General features: G+C 73.1%; 23 protein-coding genes and 1 tRNA gene. 12 read left to right on the top strand and 12 right to left on the bottom strand.

The window, feature by feature from the left end; genetic code table 11:
• Positions 1-37: 37 nt before the first annotated feature.
• Positions 38-1,246, bottom strand: a complete 1,209-nt coding sequence (locus tag IEY98_RS01910; RefSeq protein WP_189208541.1) for an ABC transporter permease — start codon at positions 1,244-1,246, stop codon at positions 38-40.
• Positions 1,243-2,151 (bottom strand): ABC transporter ATP-binding protein, encoded by a 909-nt coding sequence (locus tag IEY98_RS01905; RefSeq protein WP_189208540.1) that lies wholly within the window; start codon positions 2,149-2,151, stop codon positions 1,243-1,245. Before IEY98_RS01905 ends, IEY98_RS01910 begins: the two co-directional genes overlap by 4 nt.
• A gap of 131 nt (positions 2,152-2,282) precedes the next feature.
• Here IEY98_RS01905 and IEY98_RS01900 point away from each other — a divergent pair.
• Positions 2,283-2,355, top strand: a tRNA-Arg gene (locus IEY98_RS01900).
• 56 nt (positions 2,356-2,411) lie between these two features.
• Here the strand turns inward: IEY98_RS01900 and IEY98_RS01895 are convergent.
• Entirely contained in the window at positions 2,412-3,272 is an 861-nt protein-coding gene (locus IEY98_RS01895) for an NAD(P)-dependent oxidoreductase (RefSeq protein ID WP_189208539.1), read from the bottom strand.
• Positions 3,273-3,321: 49 nt separating this feature from the next.
• Between IEY98_RS01895 and IEY98_RS01890 the strand changes: the two genes are divergently transcribed.
• Positions 3,322-3,711: a MerR family transcriptional regulator gene (locus tag IEY98_RS01890; protein ID WP_189208538.1), complete on the top strand. Its 390-nt coding sequence runs from the start codon at positions 3,322-3,324 to the stop codon at positions 3,709-3,711.
• A gap of 81 nt (positions 3,712-3,792) precedes the next feature.
• On the opposite strand, the gene IEY98_RS01885 is transcribed toward IEY98_RS01890, so the two are convergent.
• The gene (locus IEY98_RS01885) at positions 3,793-4,032 is read right to left on the bottom strand and encodes a hypothetical protein (RefSeq protein ID WP_189208537.1); all 240 of its coding nucleotides are present in this window, start codon (positions 4,030-4,032) and stop codon (positions 3,793-3,795) included.
• 360 nt (positions 4,033-4,392) lie between these two features.
• Between IEY98_RS01885 and IEY98_RS01880 the strand changes: the two genes are divergently transcribed.
• Together IEY98_RS01880 and IEY98_RS01875 are read left to right on the top strand one after the other, a co-directional pair.
• Positions 4,393-4,737, top strand: coding sequence for a hypothetical protein (locus tag IEY98_RS01880; RefSeq protein WP_189208536.1), 345 nt, complete (start codon positions 4,393-4,395; stop codon positions 4,735-4,737).
• A 130-nt stretch (positions 4,738-4,867) separates the two neighbouring features.
• The gene (locus tag IEY98_RS01875) at positions 4,868-5,599 is read left to right on the top strand and encodes a Calx-beta domain-containing protein (RefSeq protein WP_189208535.1); all 732 of its coding nucleotides are present in this window, start codon (positions 4,868-4,870) and stop codon (positions 5,597-5,599) included.
• 45 nt (positions 5,600-5,644) lie between these two features.
• Here IEY98_RS01875 and IEY98_RS01870 read toward each other — a convergent pair whose 3' ends face one another.
• On the bottom strand, positions 5,645-8,530 hold the full coding sequence (locus IEY98_RS01870) for an AfsR/SARP family transcriptional regulator (protein WP_189208534.1): 2,886 nt from the start codon (positions 8,528-8,530) through the stop codon (positions 5,645-5,647).
• A gap of 159 nt (positions 8,531-8,689) precedes the next feature.
• Between IEY98_RS01870 and IEY98_RS01865 the strand changes: the two genes are divergently transcribed.
• The 4 genes from IEY98_RS01865 (at position 8,690) to IEY98_RS01850 (ending at position 12,814) form a co-directional block, all read left to right on the top strand.
• Positions 8,690-10,297 carry a vWA domain-containing protein gene (locus IEY98_RS01865; RefSeq protein ID WP_189208533.1) on the top strand — a complete coding sequence of 536 codons (1,608 nt, stop codon included), beginning with the start codon at positions 8,690-8,692 and terminating at the stop codon, positions 10,295-10,297.
• Positions 10,298-10,365: 68 nt separating this feature from the next.
• A complete protein-coding gene (locus tag IEY98_RS01860) occupies positions 10,366-11,085 on the top strand; it encodes an aminoglycoside 3'-phosphotransferase (protein WP_189208532.1) in 720 nt (239 codons plus the stop codon).
• A 47-nt stretch (positions 11,086-11,132) separates the two neighbouring features.
• The gene (locus IEY98_RS01855; RefSeq protein WP_189208531.1) at positions 11,133-12,047 is read left to right on the top strand and encodes an ATP-binding cassette domain-containing protein; all 915 of its coding nucleotides are present in this window, start codon (positions 11,133-11,135) and stop codon (positions 12,045-12,047) included.
• Positions 12,044-12,814, top strand: a complete 771-nt coding sequence (locus tag IEY98_RS01850; RefSeq protein ID WP_189208530.1) for an ABC transporter permease — start codon at positions 12,044-12,046, stop codon at positions 12,812-12,814. The genes IEY98_RS01855 and IEY98_RS01850 overlap by 4 nt, the downstream gene beginning before the upstream one ends.
• Here IEY98_RS01850 and IEY98_RS01845 read toward each other — a convergent pair.
• From IEY98_RS01845 to IEY98_RS01815, 7 genes are all read right to left on the bottom strand, one after another.
• Positions 12,798-15,761, bottom strand: coding sequence for an ATP-binding protein (locus IEY98_RS01845; protein ID WP_189208529.1), 2,964 nt, complete (start codon positions 15,759-15,761; stop codon positions 12,798-12,800). The genes IEY98_RS01850 and IEY98_RS01845 overlap by 17 nt on opposite strands.
• 49 nt (positions 15,762-15,810) lie before the next feature.
• On the bottom strand, positions 15,811-16,098 hold the full coding sequence (locus IEY98_RS01840; RefSeq protein WP_189208528.1) for a hypothetical protein: 288 nt from the start codon (positions 16,096-16,098) through the stop codon (positions 15,811-15,813).
• Positions 16,099-16,109: 11 nt separating this feature from the next.
• Positions 16,110-17,168 (bottom strand): putative T7SS-secreted protein, encoded by a 1,059-nt coding sequence (locus IEY98_RS01835; protein ID WP_189208527.1) that lies wholly within the window; start codon positions 17,166-17,168, stop codon positions 16,110-16,112.
• A complete protein-coding gene (locus IEY98_RS01830; RefSeq protein WP_189208526.1) occupies positions 17,156-17,449 on the bottom strand; it encodes a DUF6317 family protein in 294 nt (97 codons plus the stop codon). Before IEY98_RS01830 ends, IEY98_RS01835 begins: the two co-directional genes overlap by 13 nt.
• Positions 17,450-17,533: 84 nt before the next feature.
• A complete protein-coding gene (gene argS, locus IEY98_RS01825; protein ID WP_189208525.1) occupies positions 17,534-19,249 on the bottom strand; it encodes an arginine--tRNA ligase in 1,716 nt (571 codons plus the stop codon).
• On the bottom strand, positions 19,246-20,559 hold the full coding sequence (hisS, locus tag IEY98_RS01820; protein WP_189208524.1) for a histidine--tRNA ligase: 1,314 nt from the start codon (positions 20,557-20,559) through the stop codon (positions 19,246-19,248). The genes argS and hisS overlap by 4 nt, the downstream gene beginning before the upstream one ends.
• Before the next feature lie 59 nt (positions 20,560-20,618).
• Positions 20,619-21,266 (bottom strand): histidine phosphatase family protein, encoded by a 648-nt coding sequence (locus IEY98_RS01815; RefSeq protein WP_189208523.1) that lies wholly within the window; start codon positions 21,264-21,266, stop codon positions 20,619-20,621.
• An 80-nt stretch (positions 21,267-21,346) separates the two neighbouring features.
• On the opposite strand from IEY98_RS01815, the gene IEY98_RS01810 reads away from it, so the two are divergent.
• From IEY98_RS01810 to IEY98_RS01795, 4 genes are read left to right on the top strand one after another with little or no spacing between them, the layout of a single operon-like run.
• Positions 21,347-22,186, top strand: coding sequence for a 3-hydroxyacyl-CoA dehydrogenase family protein (locus tag IEY98_RS01810; RefSeq protein WP_189208522.1), 840 nt, complete (start codon positions 21,347-21,349; stop codon positions 22,184-22,186).
• Positions 22,183-23,304: a GNAT family N-acetyltransferase gene (locus IEY98_RS01805; protein ID WP_229786461.1), complete on the top strand. Its 1,122-nt coding sequence runs from the start codon at positions 22,183-22,185 to the stop codon at positions 23,302-23,304. Before IEY98_RS01810 ends, IEY98_RS01805 begins: the two co-directional genes overlap by 4 nt.
• Positions 23,305-23,350: 46 nt before the next feature.
• Positions 23,351-24,046 (top strand): response regulator transcription factor, encoded by a 696-nt coding sequence (locus IEY98_RS01800; RefSeq protein ID WP_189208521.1) that lies wholly within the window; start codon positions 23,351-23,353, stop codon positions 24,044-24,046.
• The gene (locus IEY98_RS01795) at positions 24,046-25,437 is read left to right on the top strand and encodes a sensor histidine kinase (protein WP_189208520.1); all 1,392 of its coding nucleotides are present in this window, start codon (positions 24,046-24,048) and stop codon (positions 25,435-25,437) included. Before IEY98_RS01800 ends, IEY98_RS01795 begins: the two co-directional genes overlap by 1 nt.
• Positions 25,438-25,454 lie beyond the last annotated feature (17 nt).

Raw genomic sequence — 25,454 nt, 5'->3', positions numbered from 1 at the left:
GGGGGAGCCGGACCGGCTCCCCCCTCCTCTGCTGTGGTCACACGGGCTTGAGGGCGTCCATCAGCTTCACCCGGGCGCCGCTGCGCATCACCGCGTTGCGGTACACGCGGCCGGACAGCCACACCAGCGCCGGGATCAGGGCGATGGTGAGGACCACGGCCATGATCGCCTGCCACGCGGGCACGCCGCCCATCGCCAGGCGCATGGGCATCAGGGTGGGGGAGAAGACCGGGATCAGGGACAGCGTCTCCACCAGCTTGTTGCCCGGGTCCGCGGGCAGCACCGAGATGCCCACGACGTAGCCGAGGATGACGAACATCAGCGGCGGCGTGATCACCCCGCCGACGTCCTCCTGCCGGGACACCAGGGCGGCCAGGGCGGCGAACAGCAGGGAGTAGACGAGGAAGCCGAGCAGGAACCACACGACCAGCCACACCACCGTGCCCACGGCGGTCGACAGGCTGATCGTGAGCACGTCGAAGGCCAGCGCCGCCCCGATGCCCACGCCGCCGATCACCGCCATCTGCGCCAGCCCGATGACCCCGATGCCCAGCACCTTGCCCGCCATCAGCTGCCACGGCCGGATGGTGGCCAGCAGCAGCTCGACGACCCGGCTGGACTTCTCCTCGACCACGCCGGTCGCCACCATCTGCCCGTTGAGCAGCAGCGACATGTAGATCAGCACCCCGGCGACCATGCCGATCACCAGTTGCTGCCCGTCGTACTCCTGGGGCGGCTCGATCGGCAGCACTTCGACCCGGGCGCGCGCCACGGTCTCGTTGACCGCGCTCGGGTCGCCGCCGAGGTCGGTGATCGCGTTGTTGAACGCGAGCTGCCCGGCGAGCACGTTGAACACGTCCTCCAGCGAGCCGTCGAGGTCCTGCTGGACCACCACCACGAAGGTGTCGCCCGAGGGGACGAGCAGCGCGTCCAGGTTCCCGGCCGCCAGCTCCGCGCGCCCATCGGCCTCGTTCGCCACCGACCGGGTGTCGACGGTGTGGCCGATGGTGCTCGCCGTGGCCTTCAACGGCTGTTCCAGGGCGGTGGTCGGCCCGGTGAGCCCGACCGTGGCGTCCGACCCGCCGCTGATCAGCTTCATCAGCAGGCTGAACCCGACCAGCAGCACCAGCGTCACGCCGGTGACGGCGATGAACGCCTTCGACCGCACCTTGAGCTTGATCTCGCGGCCCGCCACCAGGCCCACGGCCTGCCAGTTGCCCAGCCGCACGTCCGGCGTGTCGGTCATGCCGCCACCTCCCCGGTCACCACGCTGCGGAACAGCTCGGTCAGCGACTGGCGGTGCCTGCTGAACTCGGTCACCGGCCCGGTCGCCAGTGCCGCGCGCAGCACGGCCTGGTCGTCGGCGCCCTCACCGAGCTCCAACACCGTCCGCGCGCCGTCGTGCTCCCGCACGGTCACGTTCGGCAGGTGGTCGGCCCACCCGGGCTCGGCCTGCGGCGCCACCACGACCAGCCGCGTCGTGCCGCCCGCGCGCAGCGCCTCGACGGTGTCACAGGCCACCATCTGTCCATTCCGGACGATGCCGACCCGGTCGCACAGCCGCTCCACCAGATCCAGCTGGTGACTGGAGAACACGACCGGGACCCCGTCCCGCGCCTTGTCCTTCAACACGGTGCTCATGACGTCGACGGCGACCGGGTCGAGACCGGAGAAGGGCTCGTCGAGCACCAGGATCAGCGGGTTGTGCACGAGCGCGGCGGCCAGCTGCACCCGCTGCTGGTTGCCCAGGCTCAGCTTCTGCACCTCGTCGTCCCACCGCTGCGCCACCCCGAGCCGCTCGGTCCACTCCCGCACCGACCGCTCGGCGGCCGAGGGGGAGAGGCCGTGCAGGCGGGCCAGGTAGACCAGCTGCTCGCCCACCTTCATCTTCGGGTACAGCCCCCGCTCCTCGGGCATGTACCCGATGTGCCGCCGCGTGGTGGGTGTGATGGGCGCCCCATCCCACCGCACCTCCCCACCATCAGCCGCCAGAACCCCCAGCGCGATCCGCATGGTGGTCGTCTTCCCGGCCCCGTTGCTCCCGACGAACCCGAACAACTCCCCAGCCCGCACGTCGAACGTCATCTCCCGTAACGCCACGACGTCCCCATACCTCTTGGAGACCCCATCGATCTCCAGACGGCGACCCATCCGCCACTCCCCTCATCGTCCTCACCAGGGCGAACACCCCCCATACTGCCCGCCCCGGGCGAACCGGACATCCGGCAGGCCCCCTAGTGGCCGCCCCGACCGCGCCCTCGGGGTAAGGTGACCCCAGGCACGCCCTCGTAGCTCAGGGGATAGAGCATCGGTTTCCTAAACCGTGTGTCGCAGGTTCGATTCCTGCCGGGGGCACTCAGAACGGCGATGGAGTGAATGACATCGGGGGCTCAGCCGTCGCGGAGCGCTGATTACTCGTTTCCCGGTTTGATGAACTCCTCGATCAGCACCGGGTACTGCTCTCCGCCATGGCCTGCCGAGATGGCGCGGGCGGCGAAGGTCTTGAACAGGCGGGGTAGGGCGGTGTTGATGCCCACTGCCTCGCTTTCCGCGATCAGGTGGTCCATTGCCCGGGCATCGGTTTCCAGGGCTGAGGCCTCGGCGGGGTAGGCGTTGTTGTCGATTTGGGAGGCGTAGCCGGGCAACCATTCGGCGACGCCTCTGGCCAGGTGTTGGGCGAAGGGGGCGTAGGTCGCGGCGTTGACGCCCGCGGTCCTGAGCAGGGCGGTGCCGTGGAGCCAGGCGTTGAGGATGCCCCACATCATGGTCAGGCCCCCGGCGTCGTAGAGGGAGGCTAGGCCGTGGTCGGGGCCTAGGTGGTTGACGGTGCCTAGAGCGGTGAGCTGATCGTCCACGGGCGCGCCGCTGAGCAGGATCAGCGCGTCCGGAGTCCCGATGTACGGCGGGGTCGCCATGATGGCGCCGTCGACGTACCTCGCGCCGCGCTGCGCCGCCCAGCGGGCGGTGTCGCGGGCCTCGGTGGAGGTGCCGGAGGTCAGGTTCACCAGCACGGCGCCGTCCAGGTCGGCGGGGGCCAGCAGGTCGTGCACGGCGTGGTAGTCGGTGAGGCAGATGATCGCCAGGCCCGCCTTCACCGCGTCGTCGATCGTCGTCGCCAGACGGGCGCCGCGTGCCACCAGGTGCTCGGCCTTGGCTGGCGTGCGGTTCCACACGGTGGTCGGGTGGCCGTTGTCGAGGAACGCGGCCGCGAGTGCCTGGCCCATCAGGCCGAGGCCGAGGATCGTCACGGGCGCCTTGCTGTCGTTGGTCATGGCAGCATCGTCAACGTTGATACCGGTGTGAAGGTCAAGCGAGGTCGCGATGCGGATCGGGGAACTGAGTCGTCGCACGGGGGTGCACGCCCATCAGCTGCGCTACTACGAGGCGCAGGGGCTGTTGCCCGCGGCGCGTGGCGCGAACGGTTACCGCGAGTACGACGACGCCGCTGTCCTGCGGGTGAAGCAGATCCGCCACCTGCTCGGCGCGGGCCTGTCCAGCGAGGACATCGCCTACCTGCTGCCCTGCGCGACCGGGGAGACGCCGGAGCTGGTCGGCTGCCCCGAGCTGCTGGCCGCGATGCGGTCCCGGCTGGGACGGCTGGACGAGCGGATCGAGCGGCTCGCCCGCTCCCGCGACGCCCTCGCCGACTACATCGACGCCGCCGAGCGGTCCGGCCGCGAGAGCTACCCGCCCTTCGACGACGCCGCGTGATGTAACAGGTCGGCGCCCGATGACGAGTCCCTGACTGCGGGCCCGGCAGCCACGGGTCGAGCACCGAGGAGCGTGGGTGACCTACCAGCCTGGACCGCCGCCGAACGGCTGGCAGCGGATGGAGAGCGCGCGTTCGGTGATCCTCGTGGCGCTCATCGCCGACGGACTGCAGATCGCGACCGCGCTGACGACGGCGTTGCTCGACCCGACGAAGTGGCGGGAGTTCTTCACCTTCAGCAGCGTCGCCGCCGCGCTCGTCGTGGCCGTCATCGTGGTCGCGACCTGGCGCGCGATTCCCGCTGCCGGCCGGGCGCTCGGCATCGTCTTCGTGCTCGCCAACGTCGCCTTCGTCGTGTTCTACGCCCGGCCCGGCACCGCCCAAGGGCTCCCACCACCGCCCACCTCGGAACAGACCACCGTCTCACCGCCGACGCAGGCGCCTGCGACGACGACAACCACCACCCAGCCGCCCCCGCCGCCCACCACGGTCCCCCCGACGACCACACCGCGCGCGCCCGCCCCGAAGACCGCCGCGCCCCGCCCCGCTGCGTCGTGGACGGTGACGCCGGACACCTCGCGCGAGTCGTCGGTGGATCCGGGATCCGGTCTGCAGCTGCGGTTCTGGCCGTATCCCTCGGGCAGCGAGGTAGTCGGGGACCTGCGCTACGAGGACGGTTACGCGTGGGCGCCGGTCGTTTCGGCAGCGGGTGCACGGTGCCGTACGCGACCTACGTCTTCTCCGGCATCCCCGCTGGCGAGTACGTGGTGTCCATCCGCGTCCCCGATATCGACGGGCTGACCACCAACGCCGAGTACAGCGGCCCGAGCATGTCCCTGAGCCTCGACCAGTCCGCGCACCGGGGCTCCTGGGTCGACCTCCCGACCGTCCGCACCTCCGACGTCGACGGCGACGCGATGATCGGCATCACCATGCAGCAGCGCTACGACGAGCACAGCGGCGACACCGGCTGCGCCATCCGCGATGAACGCATCGCCTTCGCCGCGATCCGGATCACCAAGGTCTAGCTGCGTCCACAACCGTGCTGCAACCGCCGTGGTCTAGCCAGGACTGGGATGGTTCCAGTGATGGGAGGCGGACGAAGTGGTGCGGACAGCGGTGTTATGCGCGCTCGTGGCGACGATGACGGTCGGCTCGTTGACGGCTTCACCCTCGGGGGTGTCGTTGACGGCGAGTTGTGCTCCCGCCGCCGTCGCGATCAGCAACTACAGCAACTACGAGGGCACCGGTCAGGGCGTCCGCAGCTTCACCTTCCTGGTCGCGGTGACCCCCGCCGCAGGGTGCACGGCGACCGGCTCCGTCCAGGTGCACACGTCCAACGGCACGGCGCAGGCGCCGGGTGACTTCCAGGCGACCACCACCACGGTGAGCTGGAACGGCGGTACCGCGCCGCGCACCGTCACCGTGCCCGTCATAGCCGACTCCACCGCTGAGAACGACGAGGGGTTCACCGTGGTTCTCACCAATCCGGTCAACCTCGTCATCACCAAGCAGACCGGGTTCGGCGCCGTGTTGGACGACGATGACCCGCCGCAGCGCACGGGTGTCGACGGGGGCAAGATCTGCTGGGCGATCGACCGGGGCACGAACTCCGAGCAGACCTGCCGGGTCGCGATCCGGACGAACCTCCCGGCCCGCGCGCCGATCACCGTGCACTTCCGGACCATCGCGCTGGACAAGCCCGTCGGCTACGAGCCGGTGCGCGACGGCCTGATCACCATCCCGGTGGGCAGCACGACCGGCGTCGCGGAGATCAAGCTGCTCCCCGGCCCGCGCCCGGCGGAGGAGCGGTTCGTGTTCGAGCTGTTCGACCCGTCGGCAGGCGTGCTCGACTCGCCGAGGACCGTGGTGACCATCCTGGCGAAGTGAGTCGACAGCCGGTGGGGGCGCCTCGGTCGAGGCGTCCCCACCGGCTCACCGGCCGGGTGCGGTGACCTCGTGGAGTTCGGCCAGCGCGGCCTGCAGCTGCGCCTGTTCGTCCTCGTCCGGCACGCCCGCGCGCAGGACGACGGCGCGTTCCAGTTCGCGGCGGGCGTCGGTGTGGCGGCCCGCTGCGAGGTAGGCGCGGCCCAGGTGGGCGATGGCGGCCGCCTCGCCGTGGCGGTCGCCCACGGCGCGGCTGGCCTGCAGGGCGCTGGCGAAGTGGTCGGCCGCCGGGCCGGGGGCGCCTCGGTCGAGGTGCACCCGCCCGGCGTCGAGCAGGCACTCCCACTCCAGCCACTGGTCGCCGAGGTCGCGGCTGATGGTGATGGCCCGCTCGACGGCGGCGAGGGCAGCGGTGTGCTCGCCGAGCTGCAGCCGCGCCTCGCCGATGGTGTCCAGGGTCGCGGCGACCAGCCGGTCGTGGCCGAGGTCGGCGAAGGTGCCGAGGGCGTCGGTCAGCGGGGCGAGGCTCAGCCCGGCCCGGCCCATGCGCACGTACGTGTGGCCGAGGTTGCGCTGCGCGAGCGCCCTGCCCAGCGCGTTGCCCGCCGCGCCGCAGGTCGCCACGGCGCGCTCGTGCGCGACGACCGCCTCGTCGAAGCGGCGCAGCTCGGCCAGGGCGTTGGCGATGTTGTTGTGGACGTGCCCCTCGCCTGCCGCGTCGCCCGCCGCCTGGGCGGCCAGCAGCGCGGCGCGGTTGGTGGCCAGGGCGTCCTCGAACCGGCGGATCATGAAGTACGCGACGCCCAGGCCGCGCAGCGTCTCGGCCTCGGCGCGCGGGTCGCCCAGCGCGGCGGCGGCCTCCGCGGCCACGGCGCACACCCTGGTCCGCAGGTGCCAGTGGCCGGTCGCGTCGTGGTAGCTGGTGAGCAGGTACGTCAGCTGCCACGCGGCGTCGAGCCTGCCGTGCGCGCGGGCCAGGCGCACCACGGGCAGCACGTTGTCCCGCTCGCCGTTGAGGAACGCCAGGGCGGCGTGCCGGTCGTCCGGGAACGGCAGGCGGTCCGGGCGGAACCCGGGGTCGGGGCGCACCGCGTCCCGGCGCGGATCGATCACCCGGTTCGCGGCCTCGGCGACGGCCAGGTACCAGTCCAACAGCCGGTCCACCGCCGCGGCGCGGTCGGCGGCCGACACCTCGGCCGCCACCCGCTCCGCGGCGAACTCGCGCGTCAGGTCGTGCGCGCGGTACCGGTCCTGACCGACGGGGCTGAGCAGGTGCCCGCTGGCGAGCGCGGCCAGCGCGTCGGCCGCCTGCGCGGTCCCGATCCCGCACAGCGCGGCCCCGGCCCCGGCCGTCACCGTCGCGCCGGGCGCCAGCCCGACCATCCGGAACATCGCGGCGTCGGCCGGGGACAGCGGCCGGTACGCGCTGGCCAGCACGGTGCCCACCGTGCGCGAGTCGCCCTCGATGGCGAGCCCGTCCAACCGGCCCGCGCTGGCCAGGTCGGCGGCCGTGGCGGCCAGCGTGGCCGACGCCGCTGCTTGCAGCCGGGCGGCGATGATGCGCAGCGCCAGCGGCATCCCGCCGCACAGCCGCGCCAGCCGGGCGGCCGCGACCGGCTCGCGGCGGACGCGGGCGTCGCCGAGCACCCGGGCGAGCAGGGCGAGCGAGTCGGCGTGGTCGAGCGCGTCGACGGCGACCACCCGCACCGCGTGCCGCGTGCCCAGCGCCGCCAGGGTCGCGCGGCTGGTCACGGCCAGCACGCTCGCCCCGGCCCCGGGCACCAGCGGCAGCACGTCGTCCACGCCGCCCGCGTTGTCCACGAGCACCAGGCAGCGGCGGGCCTTGAGCAGCGACCGGTACAGCGCGGCCCGTTCGGCGGCGTCGGCGGGGACGCGGTCGTCGGGCACGTCCAGCGAGCGCAGGAGGTGGGCGAGCGCGTCGGCGGGGCCCTGCTCGGCCAGGTCGAGGTAGAGCTGCCCGTCGGGGAAGCGGGCGGCCACCCGGTGCGCCCACTGCACGGCCAGGGCGGTCTTGCCCATGCCAGCCGCGCCCGTGATCACCACGACCGGCCGCTCGGCGCCCGCGACGACGTCGTCCAGCGCCGACAGCTCGGCGGCGCGGCCGGTGAAGTGCCCGACCGGGGCGGGCAGCTGCGCGGGCGCGGCCAGGTAGGCGGGCTCGCCGTCGAGCGCGGGGTCGCGGCGCAGGATCGCGGTGTGCAGGGCGGCCAGGTCCGGCCCGGGGTCGGCGCCGTAGGACTCGGCGAGGTCGCGGCGGACCCGGTCGAACACCGCCAGCGCGTCGGCGTGCCTGCCGCAGCGGTGCAGCGCGAGCATCGCCAGCCCGGCCATGCGCTCCCGCAGCGGGTGGCGGGCCAGCAGGCGGGGGAGTTCGCGGGCGGCGTCGTCGTGCCCGCCCAGCCGCAGCTCGGCATCCCAGAGGTCCTCCACCGCGGATAATCGCTGCTCGGCGAGGTCGTCCACGGCGTGCTTGCCCCAGTCGGCCAGCGGGGTGTCGGCGAACGGCTCGCCCCGCCACAGCCCGACCGCCTCGCGCAGCAGCGCGGCGGCGCGGTCGGCGGCGAGCCCGCGGGCCGCCCTGACCAGCGCGGCGAAGCGGTGCGCGTCCACCGACTCCGGCGCGACGTCCAGGATGTAGCCGGGGCCTCGGGTGACCAGGACGCCGCCGAAGCCCGCCGCGGCGAGCGCGGTCCGCAGCCGGGCGACGTGGCTGTGCAGGGTCTTCACGGCGGTGCGCGGCGGCTGGTCGCCCCAGAGGACGTCGACGAGCCGGGTCGCGGACAGCACCGTGCCCGCGTGCAGCGCGAGCACGCCGAGGACAGCGCGTTGACGCGCGCCGTGCAGCTCAGCCCGCCCGGTCGGACCGACGGCCTCGACCGGTCCCAGGACACCGAGCCATCCGGGTCCGGTCACCCCAGGTCGCCTCCGTGCGTCATCGCCCGACGCGAGCGTAGCCGGCCGGGCGAACGGGCAAATCGGCCAACCGGGTTGCGCCGACAACCACGGCACAACCCCGCTGCAACCGGACGGCCGGACGCTCGGGCGAACCCCGGTCCGACGGAAAGGATCCCCATGTCCCACCCCCTGCAGCGGCGGCGCGTCCCGCTACTGGCCGCGGTGGCCGTCGCCGCCGCCCTCGCCCCGGCGATGAGCGCGGCGGCCGCCCCGGCCGCGGCGAGCCCGTGCGGCCCGATGGACGTCACCATCGTGCTGGACACGACCGGCAGCATGGGCGGCGCGCTGACCAACGTGCAGTCCGGGCTCAACAGCATCCTGTCCGACGTGGTGGCGCTGTCCGGCGGTGATTACAAGTTAGGGCTGGTCAGCTTCAAGGACACCGTGTCCGTGCACGTCGACCTCGCGGCGGGCAACCAGGCCGCCGTGGCGGCCCAGCTCGGCGCGCTCACCGCGACCGGCGGCTCCGCGGAGCCGGAGGCGTCCGACGAGGCGCTCAACACCGTGGTCAACAACCTGCCCGCCGCCGGGCGCCCCCAGACCGGCGACTTCGCGGGCACGTGGCGCACCAACGCCACCAAGCACACGATCATGGTCACCGACGCCCGCCCCGGAGGGTTCGACAACGCGCACACCGCCGCGGACGTCGCCAACGCCCACCAGGTAGCCCTCGACGCGCAGGCGGGCGGCATCAAGCTGACGCCGATCTACGTGCCCACGTCCACGGTCTACAGCGGCGCCATCGTGCCGATCATGCAGGACTACGCCACCACGACCGGCGGCTACTTCTACCAGACCGATCCGCTCGGCGCCGACACCGCGGCCTACATCCGCCGCGCGCTGCACAACTGCGCGCCCACCGACGTCTTCATGCGTGACAACACCTCCGACGCCGGTGTCGAGCCGCTGGTCTCCGGGTCGGCGTACACCAGCCCGGACATCCGGGTCTGCACCACGCCGTCGTCCTGCCCGGGCGCCAACCCGATCGCGGGGGCGACGAACTACGTGTTCGTGGACCTGCGCAACCCGGGCCCGGGCGGCAGCGGCACCGGGGTCGGCACGCTCCGGCTCTACTACACCGCCCAGGGCGGGGGCGCGCAGTGGCCGACGCACTGGACCGAGTTCGGCTCCGAGTCCGGGGTCACCGTGCCCCCGGGCGGGACGACGGTGATGGTCGAGTGGCCGAACGTGCCCGGCCCCGGCCACTTCTGCCTGCTCGCCCGCTGGGAGTCGGCGACCGACCCGATGACGTTCGCCGAGACCCCGGCGACGCACACGAACGCGCGCAACAACAACAACATCGCCTGGCGCAACATCAACTCGGTCCGCGCGCTGCCGGGCACCAAGCCGATCACCCGCCCGTTCACCGTCGGCAACCCGTTCCCCGAGCCGCTGGTCACCGACCTGGTGCTGGCGGGCGGTGAGCGGGCGTTCGGCGGCAGGCTGGTGCTCGACCTCGGCCCCGACCTCACCCGCCGCTGGCTCGCCGCGGGCGGCAAGGCCGAGGGCGTGCGCCGGGTCGGCGAGACCCGGGTCGAGATCGCCGACCCGCGCCGCGCCGTGCTGCACGACCTGGAGCTCAAGCCCGGTGAGCGCCTGCAGACCACGCTCACGTTCGCCGCGGGCGACACCGCCGCCCCCGGCCAGACCGTCCGGATGTTCCAGACCGACCAGCGCGGCGAGGACCTGGGCGGCGTGGAGTTCGTGATCACCGAAAGGGAGTAGCCGTCCGACCGGCGCCCGATCGTCCATAATGGATGGTCGGGCGCCGGTCGCTCTGGCAGACTGGGCGTATGGAGATCCCGCGGTCCGTGCTCGATGTCGTCGGCGGCGATGCGGTGTGGAGCGCCGACCACGAGGGGCTCAGCGGTGGCGTGCGGAAGACCACCGGCGCGGCGGGGACGTTCTTCGTCAAGCGGGGCCCGGACGCCGTCCGGGAGCACGAGCGCCTGCGCTGGCTGGAGGGGCGCGTCGCCGTCCCCGCCGTCGCGGCGTTCGCGGGCGACTGGCTCGTCCTGGCCGACGTCGGCGCGCCGTCGCTGGCGGGCGTCGCGCCGGAGGCGGCGGGCGCGGCGATGGGCCGCCTGCTGCGCGCCCTCCACGCCCTCCCCGTCGAGGAGTGCCCCTTCGACGCGGGCTCCGACTCGGCCGTGGCCGCGGCGACCGCCATGGTGGAGACCGGCCGGGTCGACCCGGACGACTTCGACGACGACCACGCGGGCTGCTCGCCCGCCGACCTCCTCGACCGGCTGGTCAAGCTCAAGCCAGCCGATGCGGACCCGGTCGTCGCCCACGGCGACTTCACGCCCGCCAACGTCCTCCTCCGCCCGGACGGGACCTGCGTGCTGATCGACGTCTCCCGCCTCGGCCGCGCCGACCGCCACCGCGACCTCGCCATCGCCGAGCGGGAACTGCCCGGTCCCGCCTTCGCCGCCTTCCTCGCCGAATACGGCCCGACGACCATCGATGCGGACAGGCTGTACTGGTACCGCCTGCTCGACGAGTTGCTCTGAAACCGCGCTGAAACCGCCCTGATCCGGCGCCGCCGCAGGCTGTGCCCATGACCAACGCGATCAGCGTCGTGGGGCTCCGCAAGGCCTACGGCGACCACACCGTCCTCGACGGCATCGACATCCAAGTCCCGGCAGGCACGATCTTCTCGCTGCTCGGCCCCAACGGCGCGGGCAAGACGACCACCGTCAACATCCTCACCACCCTCATCCGCGCCGACGCTGGCGACGTCGCGATCATGGGCCAGCGGGAGCCCGACGCGATCCGCGCCGCCATCGGGGTGACCGGGCAGTTCTCCGCGGTGGACAACCTGCTCACCGCCGAGGAGAACCTCATCCTCATGGCCGACCTGCACCACCTCGGCCGCCGCGCGGGCCGCCGGGTCGCCGCCGACCTGCTGGAGCGCTTCGACCTGGTGGCCGCGGCCAGGAAGACCGCGGCCACCTTCTCCGGCGGCATGCGGCGCAGGCTCGACCTGGCCATGACGCTGGTCGGCGGCCCCCGGCTGATCTTCCTCGACGAGCCGACCACCGGCCTCGACCCGCGCAGCCGCCGCGGCATGTGGGAGATCATCCGCGACCTGGTCCGCCAGGGCACCACGGTCTTCCTGACCACCCAGTACCTGGAGGAGGCCGACCAGCTCGCCGACCGCATCGCCGTGCTCAACGGCGGCAGGCTGGTCGCCGAGGGCACCGCCGACGAGCTGAAGCGGATGATCCCCGGCGGCCACGTCCGGCTGCGCTTCGCCGACGCCCGCGGCCTGGAGTCCGCCGCCTACGCCCTGGGCGCCGCCCAGCGCGACGACCTCGCCCTGCACGTGCCCAGCGACGGCAGCCTGCGCTCGGTGAAGGCCCTGCTCGACCGCCTCGACGACGAGTCCATCGAGGTCGAGCAGCTGTCCATCCACACCCCCGACCTCGACGACGTCTTCCTCGCCCTGACCGACAAGGAGCCCGCGCGATGAGCCACGCCCTGGCCGACTCGGCCACCATGCTGCGCCGCAACCTCCGGCACCTGCTGCGCTACCCGTCGGTGACGATCATGCTGGCGGGCTTCCCGATCCTGTTCCTGCTGCTGTTCGTCTACGTCTTCGGCGGCACGCTCGGCGCCGGGCTCGGCGGGTCCGGGGGACGCGCGGACTACATCGAGTACGTCGTCCCCGGCATCCTGCTGATGTCCATCGCCAGCGCCGCGCAGGGCACGGCGATCTCGGTGGCCACCGACATGACCGAGGGCATCATCGCCCGCTTCCGCACCATGAACATCGCCAGGGTGTCCGTCCTCACCGGACACGTCGTCGGCAGCATGGTCCAGACGATGGTCGGCATCGTGCTGGTGCTCGGCGTCGGCCTGCTCATCGGCTTCCGGCCCAGCGCGAACGCCGTCGAGTGGCTGGGCGTGCTCGGGTTCATCGCCCTGGTCACCCTCGCGATCGTCTGGCTGGCGGTCGCGCTCGGGCTGGTGTCCAAGACCGTCGAGGGCGCGAGCAACCTGCCCATGCCGCTGATGTTCCTGCCGTTCCTCAGCAGCGGGTTCGTCCCCACCGACTCGATGCCCGCCGGGCTCCGCGCCTTCGCTGAGCACCAGCCGTTCACCCCGATCATCGAGACCATCCGCGGTCTGCTGACCCACGCCCCGGTCACCAAGGGGTGGCTCGCGGTGGGCTGGTGCGCGGTCATCGCGCTGGGCGGCTACCTGTGGTCGCGCAAGCTGTTCAACCGCGACCGCTGAGCGCCGCCAGGGCGGCCAGCCGCAGTTCCTCCCGGCCCAGCCCGGCGTACTCCGACACCGCGTCGGCGTACGCCGGGCCGTCGGCGTCCTCGGCGGCCGCGCGGGCGGCGGCGACGGACATGGTGGGCTGGAAGTTGCGCAGGTACCCGCAGGCCTCGGCCAGCGCGATCAGCCGGACCCCGCGCGTGTCGCCGCGGGCGAGGTCGACCATGCCCACCGCCAGCAGCTGAGCGCCCCACAGCGGCAGCTGGATCAGGTAGGGCGGCGGGTTGTCCACCGGGTGGTCGAGCATGTCGACCAGGTGCTCGGTCAGCACGGCCAGGGCGTCGCCGACCAGGTCGAGCGCGCCGTGGCGGGCGTGGGCGACCACGGCGACGCAGCGTGCCTCGATCTCCCAGAGGTCGTGGCCCGGCGGTTCGCCCTCGGTCTGCCTGACGTGGTCCAGCACGCGCCGCCACAGGGCGAGACCTGCCTCGGTCTCGCCGCGGGCGAGCAGGACCTCGGCCCGCACGGCGAGGTCGTAGCCGGTCGAGCCGTTCTCCTCCGCCCCGCGCGACACCAGCTCCAGCCAGCGGCCCGCCTCGTCCAGCTCGCCGATCCGCAGGTTCGTCAGCACCAGCCACCACCGCAGCCCGACGACGTCGGCCGCGGCGCCCAGCCGTTCCAGCACCGGCAGCGCGGCCAGCAGGTGGTCACGGCTGCGCTCGCCGTCGTCGTCGCGCAGGGTGAGTTCGGCGAGCCTGCTGTGCGCCATCGCCCACTGCCACGGGGTTGTCCGCTCGTCCGTGCTCGCCAACACCAGGTCGGCCGCTGCGATCGCGGCGTCAAGGTCGCCGTCGTGCTCGTGGACGTAGCTGTCGAGGGCGCTCGCGGCCGCGACGAGGAGCGGCTCGTCGCCGTGCGGCCGGGAGCCGACCAGGACGTGCGCGAACGCCCGGATCATCGTGTCCGGCGGGGCCGTGAGGATCGCGCGCAACGCGTCCGTCGTCCGCTCCGGGCGCGAGCCGCCCAGCATCAGCTTGTACCAAGTGGACAGGGTGAGGGCGGTGACGGCCGGGTCCGACGGCTCGGCGCGGACGAGCACGGGATCGACCTCGGCGGCGACCACGGCGAGCCGGGTGTAGTTGGACTCGATGATCCACAGGCTCATCAGCACGGCGGCGACCGCGGGGTGCGGGGACAGGCGCAGGGCGTGGAGGAGGTTGTCCTCGTCGGCCCGGATCCGCGCGGCCACCTCGAAGGCGTCCGGCCCGAACACCGCGTCGTGGTAGCGGGTGCCGAAGTCGACCGCCCAGGCGAGGAAGCGCTCGTCCGGCGGGCCCTGGGCGAACTCGCGCACGGTCTCCAGCATCCGGAAGCGGGTGCCCGTCGGGGTGTCCTCGACCTTGAGCAGGGACTGGTCGACCAGGGCCTCGATGGTGTCCAGCACGTCGCCGTCGATCAGCCAGCCTGCGGATTCCTCGGTGAACCCGCCGGGGAAGACCGCGAGCGCGGTCATGGCGGCCTGGGCGTCGGGGTCCAGCAGGTTCCACGACCAGTCGACGACCGCGCGGAGGGTCCGGTGGCGGGCGGGTGCGTCGCGCGGCCCGCCGCGCAGCAGGGTGAACCGGTCGGCGAGGCGCGCGGCGATCTCGGGGACCGACAGCACGCGCACGCGGGCGGCGGCCAGCTCCACGGCCAGCGGCAGGCCGTCGAGGCGTTCGCACAGCTCGGCGACGACGTCCCTCGGCAGCTCGACACCGGGCCGGGCGGCTCGCGCGCGGTGCTCGAACAGGGCCACGGACGTGGCCAGGTCCAGCTCGGGCAGCGGGTACACCGACTCGGACGACAGGCCCAGCGGCGCGCGGCTGGTGGTGAGGACGCGCAGGTCCTTCGTCGTCGACACCAGCGTCCGCACGAGATTGGCCGCGCCGCGCAGGACGTGCTCGCAGTTGTCCAGGATGAGCAGGGCGCCGGGCCCGAGCGCGTCGGCGATCCGGCCCTCGCCCGCGCCGACGACCGAGGCGACCTCGCCCGCCACGTCGTCGTCGGAGCCGACGCCCGCGAGGGCGACCAGGTGCACGACCCGCTGCTCGGCCTGGTGGCCGACGGCCTGCGCCAGCCGGGTCTTGCCCAAGCCGCCGGGACCGACGATCGACGTCACCCGGGACGTCCTGACCAGGCCGGTGACCGCGGCGAGGTCGGCGTCGCGGCCCAGCAGGGGGTTCGGCTCGTGGGCGACGTTGTGCCGCACGGGCTCGCCCTGGAGCAGCCGCTGGTGCAGCGCCTGGACGGCGGCCCCGGGGTCGCTGCCGAGCTCGTCGCGCAGGAAGCGGCGGTAGGTCTCGTACCGGGCGAGGGCGGCGGCGGGCCCGGCCGTGGCGGCCTCGGAGCGCAGCAGCTCCAGCAGGACCTCCTCGTCGTGCGGGCGTTCCCCGGCCAGCGCGGTCAGCGCGTCCAGCGCCTCTGCGTGGCGGTTCAGCCGGGACAGCGCCAGCGCCCGCGCGCGCTCCAGCGACCCGAGCGCGGCCATCCGGTCCGCGCGCAGGGCCGACAGCGGGCCGTCGCCGTCGACGCCGCCGCCGTCCCAGAGCGCCAGACCGGCCTCGGCGTGCTCCAGCGCGCTCGCGTGGTCGCCCGCGCGCGAGCACTGCGCGCTCGCCGCCGCGCGGGCGACCAGCGCGGAACTGTCCACCTGGTCCGCTTCCAGCCCGAGCCGGTACCCCGTCGGCGTGCGGACGACGAGGTCGGGGCCGAGCTGCGCGCGGGTCCGGGAGACCAGGATCTGCAGCGCCTTGGCCGGGTTCTCCGGCCGCTCGTCCGGCCACAGCTCGTCGATGAGCCGCTGCGTACCGCACCCACCGCGCAGGTCGGCGGCCAGCAGCGCGACGAGGTCCCGGAGCCGGGCCGCGGTGATCTCCCGGTCCCGGTAGGACACCCGCGACAGCAGGATCAGGTCGGGGCTCACCGGGGCAGGATAGATGCTCCGCGCCGCCGCCCGAGCCGGAAAGCCGTGGTCACCCGGCCATGGTTAGGGCGGCGAGGATCTCGTCGCGCCGCTCGATGAACCTGTGGCCCGGGTAGGGCAGCTCGAAGGAGTACAGGACCTCCCGCAGGGCCTCCTTCTCCGCTGCCGTGACCGGGATCCGGCGGTTGACCAGGCCCGCGGCGAGGTTGTCCGCCAGCTCGCCCCACTCGCCGACGAACGCGAACTGCCGGTACCGGGCCAGGCGGTCCGGCGGGAGGCGGTCGGCCAGGCTCTCGACCAGCGCGGTGGCCTTGGCGCGCATCTCGGGTGTCTGCACGGTCATTCCCTTCAGAGGTTCCAGAACGAGGACGCGTCGCGGTCGGCGTCGTGCGCGCGGTCGGCCCGTTCGCGGTGCTGGTCGGCGGCCATGCGCGAGGTCTCGGCCTCGTCGCGCAGGGACTGGGCGGCCGCGCTGTGCTCGGACGCGGCCTCGTGGTCGCCCGCCTCCGCGGCCTCCTCGGCGGCCTCCTCGTGCTCGTCCGCGCGGTGTTCGGCCTCCTCGGCGTGGTCGTCGGCCTCCTGCGCGTCGTCGAGCTCCTCGTCGATGTCGACGCTGCTGCGGCCGCCGTTCTCCTCGGGGGAGAGCGGCTGCGGGTCGCCTTCCTCGTCGTTGCGGCAGACGCCCTTGCCGTACTCGGGATAGGCGGTCACCACGTCGCCGTCGTCGTCGACGATCACCACGACGCGCACGCCGTCACGGGTGCCCTCGGCGATCCAGTTGCCGTTGTCCTGCCGCTGCGGGGCCTGGTCCGGGTTGCGGGCGACGTCGTCCACCGTGTCCATGATCTTGTCGTCGTCCCAGTCCTCCGGGAACACCGTCTTGCCCGGGACCCCGCTGTCGTGGTGGTGGCCGCCGCCGCGGTGGTCTCCCCACAGGATGTGGGTGCGCCTGCCCTCGGCGTTGATCGTGCTCGGGTCGGGGTGGTCGCCGACCACGTCGTCCCACTTGCTGCCCGACGCGCCCGGCTGGGCGAGGGTCCGGGGGGCCTGGGCGTCGGCGGCGCGCACCGCGAGCACGGCGTCGTCGCCTGCGGTCGCGACCTGGGTCCGGATGCGCTCGTGGTCGTCCTCCGGCGCGGTCTCGGCCTCCCGCTGCGCCCACTCCAGCGTGTCCGCGTACGCCGCGACGGCCCGGCCCGCGGCGTGGCAGGCGTCCACGGCGGCCAGCCAGCCCGGCGCCGTGCGCTCCTGGTACGCCGCGAACGCCAGCGCCGCCTCGCCCTCCCACTCCGGGGCCAGCGCGGCCACCCCGCGCTGCGCGGCCTCCAGCGCCTCGCCGAAGCGCCGCCAGCGCTCGGCGTCGGCCCGGATCGCGGCGACGTCGCCCGGGATGGTCAGCTCAGCCACGCGGTGAACACCCCCGCCGCTTCGCCGTCGGTGTCGGTGTAGGCCGCCGCCGAGGCGGTGAGCCGCTCGCCGATGGAGTCCACCTCGTCGGTGAACCCGTCCGCCAGTGCGCGCAGGCGCTCGGCGAAGGCGCGCATCTCCTGGGCCAGCCCCGCGTGCCCGGGGTCGCCGGTGTCCGCGGTGAGCAGGCCCTCCGCCCGCGCGCGCAACTCCTCGCCCAGCGAGCCCGCCGCCGACGCGGCCTCGCGCAGGCTGTCGACCCGTGCGGTGAATCCGCCCACCCCGACCTCCACATCCGATGATCCACTGAATGCGACGACGGGCGGCGCCGGGTTGTTCCCCGGGGTCGCGCAGATCACCCCAGGTCACATGCGGGTCGGCGCCTCGATCCCGAGGAGGCCCAGGCCGCGGGTCAGCACGGTGGAGGTCAGGACGGCCAGGGCGAGCCGGGAGCGGCGGACCGGCTCCGGGGTGGTCGCGGCGAGGATCGGGCAGCTGTCGTAGAAGGAGGTGAACGCCGTCGCCGTCTCGAACAGGTACAGGCACAGCTTGTGCGGGGCGTACCCCTCGACCGCGGCGGCGATCGCCGTCGGGAACTGGGCCAGCTTGAGGGCCAGCGCGCGCTCGGCGGGCTCGGTGATGACGATCTCGCCCGGCGCGGACTCCCCGGCCTTGCGCAGGATCGAGTGGATGCGGGCGTTGGCGTACTGCAGGTACACCGACGTGTTGCCCTCGGTCGCCAGCATCCGCTCCCAGGTGAAGGTGTAGTCCTTCTCCCGGTCGCCGGACAGGTCCGCGTACTTCACCGCGCCGATGCCGACCGCGCGGGCGACCTCGGCCTGCTCGTCGGCGTCCAGCGACGACCGCTCCTTCACCAGGGCGGCGGCGTGCTGCACGGCCTCGTCGAGCAGGTCGACCAGCTTCAGCGTCCCGCCCGCGCGGGTGCGGATGGTCTTGCCGTCCTCGCCCAGGATGGTGCCGAATCCGATGTGGACGGCGGTGTTCCCCGGGCCGAGGTAGCCCGCCATGCGCGAGGCCGCGAACACCATCTGGAAGTGCTGGGCCTGCGGCGTGCCCACCACGTACAGCAGGTCGGTCATGCCGCGGTCGCGGATCCAGTACCGGACCGTGGCCAGATCGGTGACGGGGTAGCCGTAGCCGCCGTCGCGCTTGCGCAGGATCAGCGGCAGCGGGTCGCCGTCGCGGTTGGCGAAGCCCGGCGGGAACACGCACACCGCGCCGTCGCTGACCGCCGTGATGCCCTGGGCCTCCATCTCGGTGATGACCTCGGCCAGGTACGGGTTGTAGAAGCTCTCCCCGTAGATGTCCGACGGCGTGAGCGAGATGTCCAGCAGCTCGTACACCTTGGCGAAGTGCCGGGTGGACTCCTCCACCAGGTCCCGCCACAGCGCCAGCGTCGGCTCGTCGCCGCTCTGCAGGGCGACCACGCGCAGCCGGGCGCGGTCGGCGAAGTCCGGGTCGGCGTCGAACTTCTTGCGGGCCTCCTGGTAGAAGCCGTTCAGGTCGCCGATGGTGTGGTCGCCGGACCAGCCCAGCTCCGACAGGTGCTCGATGAGCATGCCGAACGGGGTGCCCCAGTCGCCGAGGTGGTTGTGCGGGACGACCTCGTGCCCGGCGAAGCGCAGCAGCCGCAGCAGGGACTCGCCGATGATCGTCGAGCGCAGGTGCCCGACGTGCATCTCCTTGGCCACGTTCGGGCTGGAGTAGTCCAGGGCGAACCGGCGCGGCTCGGCGGCGGGCACCACGCCGACGCGGTCGTCGAGCGAGGACAGCCGCGCGGCGAGCCAGTCGGTGCGCAGGGCGAGGTTGATGAACCCCGGCCCGGCCACCTCCGGCGCCTCGACCTCGGGGGCGGCCATGCCGTCGACGATGGCCTGCGCCAGCTCGCGCGGCGGCCTGCCCAGTTTCTTGCCCAGGCTCATCGCCACGTTGCACTGGTAGTCCGCGCCCGGGCGGGTCGACGGCCTGATCAGCGCCTCATCCGGCGTGATCTCCACGCCGAGCGGGGCCAGCGCGTCGGCCACCCGCTGGCCGAGCAGGACCGTGATGTCGCCGCTCATGCCGTCCACGTCCCCGGGTCCGCCTCGGTCTGCGCGCCGGAGGCCATGTCCTTCACCTCGTGCGGCCTGCCGTCCTCGAACGGCGGGAACCACACGAACGGGATGCCCTTCTGCGAGGCGTACTTGAGCTGTTTCTTCAGCTTGTCCGCCTGGTGGTAGATCTCGGTGTTGTACCCGCGTTCGCGCAGCCGCGCGGCCACGGCCAGCGCGTCGGCGCGGCGCTCGTCGGACGGGACGACGACCAGCACCTGGCTGGGCGTCATCGGCCCGGTCTGCAGCAGGCCCTCGGCGACGAGCTTGGCGAAGATCCGGGTCAGGCCGATCGACAGCCCGATGCCGGGCAGGTCGCGGCGGATGAACGAGCCCGCCAGGTTGGCGTAGCGCCCGCCGGAGCAGATGCTGCCGTAGTTCGGCCAGTCGAGGAACTTCCCCTCGTAGACCGTGCCGGTGTAGTAGTCGAGGCCGCGGGCGATCGACAGGTCGGCGACCACGCTGCCGTCGGGCAGGTCGGCCAGCGACTCCAGCACGAAGCCCAGCTCGTCCAGGCCCTCGGCGAGCAGGTCGGACTTGACGCCGAGCCGGGTGATCTCGTCGACGACGGAGGCGTCCGAGCCCTTGATCTGCGCCAGGTCGAGGCAGGCGGTGACCTGCTCTGGCGACAGGCCCGCGCCTGCCAGCAGGTCGGACACGCCGGCCACGCCGATCTTGTCGAGCTTGTCGGCGATCCGGATGACCGCGAGCGGGTCGCCGATGCCCAGGCCCTCGTAGAAGCCCTGCAGGATCTTCCGGTTGTTGATGTTGAGCGACCACGGCGGCAGGCCGAGCCCGGTCAGCACCTCGTGGATGATCCTGGGCAGCTCGGCGTCGAAGTGCAGGGGGACGCTGTCGACGTTGATCACGTCGATGTCGCACTGGGTGAACTCGCGGAAGCGGCCCTCCTGCGGCCGCTCGCCCCGCCACACCCGCTGCATCTGGTACCGCTTGAACGGGAAGACCAGGTCGTTGAAGTGCTGGGCGACGTAGCGGGCGAACGGCACGGTGAGGTCGAAGTGCAGCCCGAGCTTGGCGTCGCTGGTGTCGCGCGGGTCGGCCTGCAGCCGCCGCAGCGTGTAGACCTCCTGCGAGGTCTCGCCCTTGGCGGTCAGCACGTCCAGCGACTCGACCGACGGGGTCTCGATCGAGGCGAACCCGTAGCGCTCGAAGGTGGCCCGGATGCGGTCCAGCCAATGCAGCTCGACCAGGCGCACCTCGGGCAGCCACTCGCTGAAGCCGCTGATCGGGGCGGGTCGGACCACGGGCTGGTCGCTCATCGGCTGACTCTCCAAAGTAGGGGGATGCCCCTGAATGGTATTAGAGCCGCGCGACCCCATTAGAGCTGACTGGAGCCGTCCGGGGAGGTCCGCCACTGCTCGAACGGACGGTCGAGGTGCCAGCGGCCGCCCGCGTAGGTGAGGATCCGGTGCTCGCAGTGCGTCGGGTTGGACAGCGACTCGAACAGGTCGATGCTCCAGGAGAACATCCGCCTGCACAGCAGCCGGGTGGTGAGCCCGTGAGAGACGACCAAGGCGGTCTTCGGGTGTGACGTGTCGTACTCCACGCGCTGTTCGAGCTCGTTGAGGAAGCTGGCCACCCGGTCGTCGACGTCGGCCCCGGACTCCCCGTGCGCGAGCCGGTAGAAGAAGTGGCCGAACTCGTGCCGCTTGCGCTTCTGCACCTCCTGCTCGACCGGGTCCTGCAGGTTGCCCCAGTCCTGTTCGCGCAGCCGGGGCTCCTCGACCCGGCGCACCACCCGCTCCCCGAGGCCGAGCAGGGCCAGGGTGCGCACGGCCCGCACGTACGGGCTGACGTAGACGGCGATCTTCTCGTCGCCGAGCAGCGCCCGCAGTTCCGCGCCCGCCGCCTCCGCCTGCGCCTCGCCGCGTTCGGTCAGCGGCAGCGCGTGGTCGGGGACGCGGCAGTACGCGAGCTCGTCGACGTTGCCGATGCTCTCGGCGTGCCGAAGGAGGATGATCCGCACGCTTCCATGGTGCCGGTTGTCAGCATCCTGTGGCAGGTACATAGGCTGGATGCACCGCCAAAGACTAAAGGAGCGTCACTGTGAGCGTCCCGGGAACCGTTGTCGTGGTGGGTGGGGGAACCATGGGCGCCGGAATCGCGCACGTGTTCCTGGTCGCGGGGTCACGCGTTGTGTTGGCCGAGGCCGACGCCGCTCGCGCGCAAGCGGGCGCGGACGCCGTCGCCGCTTCCCTGGCCAAGGCCCAGGACCGCGGCAAGATCGCCGACGCGGCCGCCGCGCTGGCCGGGCTGTCCACTGTGGACTCGCTGGCGGAGCTGCCCGCCGACGCCGGTCTGGTCGTGGAGGCCGTCCCCGAGGACCTGGCGCTCAAGCAGACCGTGCTCTCCCAGGTGGCCGCCGTCTGCCCGGACGCGGTGCTGGCGTCCAACACCTCGTCGCTGTCGATCTCGGCGCTCGCCGACGGCCTGCCGGGCGAGCGCGTGCTGGGCATGCACTTCTTCAACCCCGTGCCGGTCCAGGCGCTCGTCGAGTTGGTCCACCACGAAGGGCTCGGCGCGGACGTGCTCGCGCGCGTGCGCGGCTGGGCGGAGGCGCTGGGCAAGACGGTCATCGAGGTCCGCGACTCGCCCGGGTTCGCCACCTCGCGGCTGGGCGTGGCAGTGGGCCTCGAGGCGATCCGGATGCTGGCCGAGGGCGTGGCCTCCGCCGAGGACATCGACACCGGCATGCGGCTGGGCTACGCCTGGCCCATGGGCCCGCTGCGGCTGACCGACCTCGTCGGCCTGGACGTGCGGCTGTCCATCGCCGAGCACCTGGCGCGCGAGCTGGGGCCGCGGTTCGAGCCGCCCGCCCTGCTGCGCGAGAAGGTCGCCCGGGGCGAACTCGGCCGCAAGAGCGGCCAGGGCTTCTTCACGTGGTGACCGTCCGGCCGTTCGAGCCCGGCGACACCGACGCCGTGCAGCGGATGCGGCGGCTCGCCTTCGGCGGCGGCGGTCCGCTCGGCGAGGGGTGGTCCGGGCTGGTCGCCGAGGACCCGACCGGTCCGGTCGGCGCGGCCCGGGTGTGGCGCTACGGGCAGTTCTTCGGCGGGCGCGCGGTGCCGTGCGGGGGAGTGGCGAGCGTCGTCGTCCTCCCGCACGTCGGCGGGCGCGGCGTCGCCGGGGAACTCCTGCGCGGCCTGCTCGGCATGATGCGGGTCGCGGGGCAGCCGATCGCGGCGCTGTACCCCAGCGCTGCCGACGTCTACCGGCGGTACGGCTGGGAGCTGGCGGGAACCACCGAGCGCCTGCGCGTCCCGACGCACGCGCTGGCGCGCCTGCGGCCCACGCGGCCGGTCCGTCCGGCCGTCGAGGCCGACCTGCCCGCGCTGCACGCCGCCTACCTGCGCACCGCCGCCCGCGTGGACGGCATGCTCGACCGGTCCGCCCCCGCCTTCACCCTCGCCGACGTGCTGAAACTCGACATCGTCCACGTGGTCGACGGCCAGGACGGCCTGAGCGGCTACCTCACCGCCGACCGCCGCGATGACGGGCTCGTCGTGCACGACCTGGTCGCCGACGACGCCGAGACCGCGACCGCCCTGCTCGCCGGGCTGACCGCGTGGTCGACGGTGGTCGCCGAGGTCGGCCTCCGCCTGATCGACCCGGCCGTGGACCTGCTCGTCCCGCGCGCCGAGGGCCCGGTCGACGTCCACCCGTGGATGCTGCGCGTGGTCGACCTCCCCGCCGCGGTCGACGCCCGCGGCTGGCCCGCCGCGGCGCACGCCCGGCCGTTCACCGTCGACATCGAGGTCGACGACGCCGACGCGCCCTGGAACTCCGGCCGCCACCGGCTGGTCTGGGACGGCACGGCCGTGCGCTACGAGCCCGGCGGAGCGGGAGCGGTCCACATCACCGCGCGCGGTCTGTCCGCCTGGTACGCCGGGGCGGCCGACAGCGCGACCCTGCGCCGCGCCGGGCTGCTGACCGGCGGTGACGCCTCCGGACTCGACCGGCTGATCGGCGCCGCGCGTCCGGCCCGCATGGCCGACGAGTTCTGAGGCCCTCTCTCAGGCGCGTCTCAGCAGCAAGAGGAACACTGGCGACATGCGCATTCTCGTGGTCGATGACGATCGGGCCGTGCGCGACTCGTTGCGTCGGTCGCTGCAGTTCAACGGCTACCAGGTCGACCTCGCCGGTGACGGCCAGGCCGCCCTGGAGCTGGTCATGGACTCCGGCAGCAGGCCGGACGCGATGGTGCTCGACGTCATGATGCCCAGGCTCGACGGCCTGGAGGTGTGCAGGCGGCTGCGCGGCGTCGGCGACGACCTGCCGATCCTCGTGCTCACCGCGCGCGACCTCGTCTCCGACCGGGTCGCCGGGCTCGACGCGGGCGCCGACGACTACCTGCCCAAGCCGTTCGCCCTGGAGGAGCTGCTGGCCCGGCTGCGCGCGCTGCTGCGCCGCGCCACCCCCGACCAGGCCAAGCAGTCCGAGGGCGGGCTGTCCTTCGCCGACCTGCGCATGGACCCCGGCACCCGCGAGGTCGTGCGCGGCGAGCGGGCGATCAGCCTCACCCGCACCGAGTTCGCGCTGCTCGAACTGCTGCTCAGCCACCCGAAGCAGGTGCTCACCCGCAGCCGCATCCTGGAGGAGGTCTGGGGCTACGACTTCCCCACCTCCGGCAACGCGCTGGAGGTCTACATCGGCTACCTGCGCCGCAAGACCGAGGCCGACGGCGAGCCCCGGCTGATCCACACCGTGCGCGGCGTCGGCTACGTGCTGCGGGAGACCCCGCCCTGATGACCGCACCGACCGGCGCCCGCCAGCGCGTCACCATGCGCTCCCGGATCAGCCTGCTGGCGGCGCTGTGCGTGGGCGGCGCGGTCGCGCTGGTCTCCCTCGGCGCCTACATCACCGTCTACCAGGGGATGCACCAGCAGGTCGACGAGAACCTGATCGAGCGGGCCAACGCGCTGCTGGACAACACCCGGGTGATCACCGAGGGCCGCACCGAGATCCCGGTGTTCTTCCTGGAGCTCTCCGACGTCAAGTTCGACGTCATCGACGCGTCCGGGGAGTCGGCGATCTCCATCGACCGGCCGGTCGCGCGGCCGCCGATCCGCGATGAGGAGCTCAAGGTCGCCCGCGGCCTGCTGCAGAGCAACGTCCGCACCGACCAGGGCACCGACTCGCGCGTGTACGCGGTCAAGTACACATTCCTCGACAACACCGCGCTCGTGCTCTCCCAGTCGCTGGAGTCCACCAAGGCGACGCTGGCCAAGCTGGCCGTCGTCCTCGTGGTGATCGGCGGCGGGGGGATCATCGTCGCCGCCCTGGCCGGTCTCGCGGTCGCCGGTGGCAGCCTGAGACCCATCCAACGCCTCACCGCGGCCACCGAGCACGTCACCTATACGGGTGATCTCCGGCCGATTCCCGTGGCCGGGGACGACGAACTCGCCCGCCTCACGCACAGCTTCAACACGATGCTGGGCGCGGTCGCCGAGGCCCAGGAGCGGCAGCGCAGGCTGGTCGCCGACGCCGGGCACGAGCTGCGCACCCCGCTGACCTCGCTGCGCACCAACCTGGAGCTGCTGCTGGCCTCCGAACGGCCCGGCGCGCCGACGCTGTCGCCCACGGACAAGGCCGAGATCCAGGACGACCTGCGCGCCCAGCTCGACGAGCTCACCCAGCTCATCGGCGACCTGGTCGAGCTGGCCCGCACCGACGCGGGCGCCGACGTGCACGAGCACGTCGAGCTGACCGAGGTGGTCGAACAGGCCCTCGACCGGGCCCGCCGCCGGGCCGGTGACGTGCGGTTCGAGGTGAACCTGCGGCCGTGGCACCTCATCGGCCACGCCGCGACGCTGGAGCGCGCGGTGCTCAACCTGCTCGACAACGCGGTCAAGTTCAGCCCGCCGGGCGGCACGGTGCGGGTGACCCTGGACGACGCGGGCACCGGCTACGCGTTCCTCCAGGTCGCCGACCAGGGCCCGGGGATCAGCGACGCCGACCTGCCGCACGTGTTCGAGCGGTTCTACCGCTCGGAGGAGGCCCGGACGCTGCCCGGGTCGGGCTTGGGGCTGGCGATCGTCAAGCAGGCCGCGCAGCGCCACGGCGGCTCGGTCTACGCGGGCCGCTCGGTCGACGGCGGGGCGCTCATGGCGATGCGACTGCCCGGTCACCCGGGGTGACAACAACAAAATCGACC

Source organism: Actinokineospora fastidiosa (assembly GCF_014648415.1).
Lineage (GTDB): Bacteria > Actinomycetota > Actinomycetes > Mycobacteriales > Pseudonocardiaceae > Actinokineospora > Actinokineospora fastidiosa.
Note: the sequence above shows the minus strand (reverse complement) of the source record. Positions and strands in the feature narration are given on the sequence as shown.

Coding starts and splice junctions, on each gene's coding strand:
- IEY98_RS01910 (WP_189208541.1), bottom strand. CDS start 1,246: ATGACCGACACGCCGGACGTGCGGCTGGGCAACTGGCAGGCCGTGGGC.
- IEY98_RS01905 (WP_189208540.1), bottom strand. CDS start 2,151: ATGGGTCGCCGTCTGGAGATCGATGGGGTCTCCAAGAGGTATGGGGAC.
- IEY98_RS01895 (WP_189208539.1), bottom strand. CDS start 3,272: ATGACCAACGACAGCAAGGCGCCCGTGACGATCCTCGGCCTCGGCCTG.
- IEY98_RS01890 (WP_189208538.1), top strand. CDS start 3,322: ATGCGGATCGGGGAACTGAGTCGTCGCACGGGGGTGCACGCCCATCAG.
- IEY98_RS01885 (WP_189208537.1), bottom strand. CDS start 4,032: ATGCCGAGCGCCCGGCCGGCAGCGGGAATCGCGCGCCAGGTCGCGACC.
- IEY98_RS01865 (WP_189208533.1), top strand. CDS start 8,690: ATGTCCCACCCCCTGCAGCGGCGGCGCGTCCCGCTACTGGCCGCGGTG.
- IEY98_RS01860 (WP_189208532.1), top strand. CDS start 10,366: ATGGAGATCCCGCGGTCCGTGCTCGATGTCGTCGGCGGCGATGCGGTG.
- IEY98_RS01855 (WP_189208531.1), top strand. CDS start 11,133: ATGACCAACGCGATCAGCGTCGTGGGGCTCCGCAAGGCCTACGGCGAC.
- IEY98_RS01850 (WP_189208530.1), top strand. CDS start 12,044: ATGAGCCACGCCCTGGCCGACTCGGCCACCATGCTGCGCCGCAACCTC.
- argS (WP_189208525.1), bottom strand. CDS start 19,249: ATGAGCGGCGACATCACGGTCCTGCTCGGCCAGCGGGTGGCCGACGCG.
- hisS (WP_189208524.1), bottom strand. CDS start 20,559: ATGAGCGACCAGCCCGTGGTCCGACCCGCCCCGATCAGCGGCTTCAGC.
- IEY98_RS01800 (WP_189208521.1), top strand. CDS start 23,351: ATGCGCATTCTCGTGGTCGATGACGATCGGGCCGTGCGCGACTCGTTG.
- IEY98_RS01795 (WP_189208520.1), top strand. CDS start 24,046: ATGACCGCACCGACCGGCGCCCGCCAGCGCGTCACCATGCGCTCCCGG.